Raw genomic sequence first — 3,850 nt, 5'->3', positions numbered from 1 at the left:
GACCCCGCCATGCCCAACATCCGACGGCAGCCCCGCGCCCCCCGGCACATGGATCACCCCAGATCAGCCGACGCCAACCGAAACAGCGAGGCTAGCCGTCCTCGGGCAGGTGGAAGTAGACGGTCCCCGAGCGCCAAGGGCCGTGCTCGGTCATCTCCGATTCGATGACGACGTCCTGAATCTCGACAGGGCCCAGCGCCTCGATGGAATCGGCCAGCCTTCGCAGGAGCGCCGGGACGTTGTCACACCCCGGCCCAGCGGGGTTGGCCTGTGAGAAGTGGCGCACGGTCCAGTACTCCGGAGAGCTCGTCATGGGCTGATCGTAAGATCTGCCATCACCTGGTCACGGGCGACTGCCAGAAGCGGTGAAAGACCGTCCCCCGCCGGCCACAGTGCGGACCGGGGGGCCGGTTCGGGCCGCGGGGAAGGTCACTTGGTGGCGTTGACCACCAGTTCGGCGTGGACGTTGTGCGGCTGGGGGTCGTACTGGGCCTGCCGCGCGGAGGTGTGGAGCGTGACGGCGCCGGTGGCGTTCGGGATCACCGGTCGATGCGCAGTTCGAAGGGGAACTGGATCCGGTCCTCGGGGGTGGCCCAGTGCCGGAGTTCGCACGGTACGTGCCGGATCCCTCCGCCCGGCAGTTCTCCGGCGCCGAGACGACCGTGGTGCCCGTGGGCACCGCCAGGGTGATCGTGCCGACCGCGTCACCGCTGCCGATGTTGGCGAACCAGGCGGGACCCAGGTTGCGGAACCCGATCGTGGCAGTGACCTTTTGTACGGAGACCACCCCGTGACGACGACCCTGAGAACGTCCGCACAGAGTGATCGTTTCCGCTGTAGGACGGCCCGGTCATGGCAAAGGTTGTGCTGTGCAAGGGCGTTGGAATGGAGGCCCGTCGGCGAACGCGCGGAGCCCTACAGCCGTCCACGCCGTCGGGAAGGACAGGAAAAGCCGCGCTCCTGAACGCTCCGAGCAGCAGCCCTTGGAATTCCTGGGAGAAATCCATTCCCGTGCGCCACGGCACGCTTGTTCTCCGGCTCATGGGCGGCGTCAGCGAGAAAGCTCCACGATTCGGCGTCGAAATCCGTACTCGTACGGATCCGCCCGCCGGCGTGGGTGGCTGCCATGGCCCGTCAGCGCTCGCCTGCTCTGGCCGGAGGCGGAGCGTGACGGTCCGACGGCCCGGACGCAGCGCCAGACGCCCGGGACGCCGCCTGCGCGACAGTGATCTAAGTCACAGAGAAATGCGGGCGTCCTGAGCAACCATCCTCGTTCGCCCCTTTCATCCGTGGTGATTTCCTTCATGGGGAAGCGTGGTGCGAAAAAAGCACCCCTCACTCTTTACTTGGCCTATACACTCGCCCGGTATCCAGGCTGCCCTGTGTGTGCTTTTCGGCGGCCGTTTCTCCTTTGTCTCCGACCAAGAAAGGCCGTCCGTGAAATTTTGCCGCTCCCTCGCCGTGGCCGTCGCCGTCGCGGCATCCACGCACGTTGTGCTCTTCGCCGCCACTCCGGCTCTCGCCGCCGGGACCTCCGCGGCACAGACGCAGAACCGGCCGACGTACGCGGAACTGGTGAAGGCCGCCGCCGACGCGCAGAAGGCCTACGAGGAAGCCGTCATCGCCAAGGAGGAAGGGCAGAAGAAGCTCAAGGCCGCCCTGGACTCCCTGGACTCCGACACGCACCCGCTCAAGGCGGCCACGATCGCCGCGGACAAGGCGGCCAAGGAGGCGGCCGGCGCCAAGGAGGCGGCTGAGAAGGCCGTCGCGGACGCCGAGGCCAAGCTGGACGCGGCCCCGGGTGACGCCGAGAAGGCCGAGGCGCAGCAAGCCCTCGAAGCCGCCAAGGGCGATCTGGCGAAGGCGGTCGAGGCCAAGCAGGAGGCCGACGCCGCGGCCAAGGAGGCCCACACCGCGCTGGACGACGCCAGGGTGGCAGCCTTCCGGGAGTACAGCCTGGTCCAGGACGCTCCCACGAAGGCCCTCGAGGCCAAGAAGGCCGCCGAAGAAGCACTCGCCACCGCCAAGGAGTGCGTCCGTGAGGACGGGCTGACCTCGCTCGCGGTGGGGCTGCCGGCCAAGGTCGTCGCCGGGACCACCGTCGATTTCACCCTGCGCGTGACCAACGGAACCGAGCGCACGCTGACAGTGGACCCCCTGGTGTTCTTCCATGTGGCCGGCGAACAGCGCGGTGAGAAGAGCCACTTGGAGGTGGAATGGTCCAACGGCTCGGGCTGGCAGGCCCTCAACGGCGACGAACCCGAGTACATCGCGCACATCGACACCATGAAGCCGGGCGAGCAGAGCGACGTGAAGCTGCGGATGAAGGTCGACTCCGCGGCCCAGGCCGCCGACGCCTTCGCCCTGTTGGCCGGTGACGCCTCCGACGCGTACAACCCCTGCGTCCTGGGCCCGATGAAGCGCTACGACTTCGAACTGCTGCCCGCGGGCAGCAAGACCGGCCCGGCCGACGAAGCCGAGCCCGGCCGGCCCGGCGAGGACGATGACAAGCGGCCGGACGCTGCGAAGCCCGGCACGGACGCGGGTCCCTCGGCGCAGGGCGGCGCGTCCAAGGACGCGGTGCAGGTGACGGCCACCGAAACCGACGCCGACGGCAGCCTCGCCGCGACCGGTACGTCCTCCGCGATGACGCCGCTCGCTCTGGCGAGCGCCGTCACCGTCGCACTCGGCGCCGGAGCGGTTCTCGCCGTACGCCGCCGCAAGGCCGCAGACACCGTCTGACCGGTGGACGAAACGGAGGCCCTGTGGAGTACTCCACAGGGCCTCCGCACTCGGAACCGAGCCCGCGCGCCGGCTTCCGGGCCGTACCACTGGAGTGCCCGGCCGGCGACAGCGGCGATGCACCCGAAGCCCCCGTCACGCCACCGCACTCGTGGGAGCTAAGCCGCCTTGGGCTGCGCGCCACGCGTGCCCCGGGCGGGCTCCTGCACCTCCTCCAGCAGGAAGGTCTCGTCTTCCCCGAAGTCCGGGGCTTGGAAGGGGTTTGTCGCCGGGGGCGGCGATGCCGGAGTGGCGCGGCGGGATTGCCCTTCCAGGGCGGAGAACAGCGACGTCAGATCGATGAGAGGTCTCGCTTTCGTTGCAGGCCCCCGAAGGGGCCTGGCGTGCCGTGACCGGGCACAGCGGTCCTACAGCTTGGTCATCTTGGCGTACGGGCTCAAGATCCGCATTTGCGCCGAGCCGAAATCCACGAGCGCCGCGATCCCGTCCTCGATGCCGATCACTCGGCCGAGGCCGTACATGTCGTGTGTGACCTGGTCGCCCACGGCGAAGTGCTTGGGAGCGGGCGTGGCCGGGGGCTTGAAGGGGCTGGTAGGCAAATGACGCTTCGGTGCAGCAGGCTTTGTCATCGTCCCCAGTATGCGCCCAAGAACCGCGCTGGTGGCTGACTCCCAGGGGCGGGAGTAGCTGATCGCTGGGCTCCACTCCAGCAAGAGCCGAGCCCGCCGACCGGTCGGCAGACGGGTGGGGCCGGGCGGTTCGGCCTCCTCCGAGGCCGAACCGCCCGTAGTCTTCGTGGTGTCTACGGCGTCACATAGCGGGCGCCACACACTGGAGGCAATACCTCGTGCTGATCGCTCAGCGTCCGTCACTGACCGAAGAGGTCGTCGACGAGTTCCGCTCCCGGTTCGTGATCGAGCCGCTGGAGCCGGGCTTCGGCTACACCCTCGGCAACTCCCTCCGTCGCACCCTCCTGTCGTCGATCCCCGGTTCTGCTGTCACCAGCATCCGCGTCGACGGCGTCCTGCACGAGTTCACCACCGTGCCGGGCGTCAAGGAGGACGTCACCGACCTGATCCTCAACATCAAGCAGCTGGTCGTCTCCTCG

3 protein-coding genes and 1 pseudogene are annotated in these 3,850 nt (G+C 68.5%); 2 read left to right on the top strand and 2 right to left on the bottom strand.

Annotated elements, in window-relative coordinates; all coding sequences use genetic code 11:
- Positions 1-91: 91 nt before the first annotated feature.
- A complete protein-coding gene (locus tag ACWC91_RS41265; RefSeq protein ID WP_450644972.1) occupies positions 92-313 on the bottom strand; it encodes a hypothetical protein in 222 nt (73 codons plus the stop codon).
- A gap of 1,124 nt (positions 314-1,437) precedes the next feature.
- On the opposite strand from ACWC91_RS41265, the gene ACWC91_RS41260 reads away from it, so the two are divergent.
- On the top strand, positions 1,438-2,742 hold the full coding sequence (locus ACWC91_RS41260; protein WP_450644970.1) for a hypothetical protein: 1,305 nt from the start codon (positions 1,438-1,440) through the stop codon (positions 2,740-2,742).
- A gap of 407 nt (positions 2,743-3,149) precedes the next feature.
- Here ACWC91_RS41260 and ACWC91_RS41255 read toward each other — a convergent pair whose 3' ends face one another.
- Positions 3,150-3,371: a CarD family transcriptional regulator gene (locus ACWC91_RS41255; RefSeq protein WP_225076562.1), complete on the bottom strand. Its 222-nt coding sequence runs from the start codon at positions 3,369-3,371 to the stop codon at positions 3,150-3,152.
- A 218-nt stretch (positions 3,372-3,589) separates the two neighbouring features.
- On the opposite strand from ACWC91_RS41255, the pseudogene ACWC91_RS41250 reads away from it, so the two are divergent.
- Positions 3,590-3,850 (top strand): annotated as a pseudogene (locus ACWC91_RS41250) (DNA-directed RNA polymerase subunit alpha); the annotation flags it as partial.

This window comes from Streptomyces sp. NPDC001204 (genome assembly GCF_053598035.1).
The sequence above is the reverse complement of the archived record's forward strand: the minus strand, read 5'-3'. Positions and strand labels throughout refer to the sequence as shown.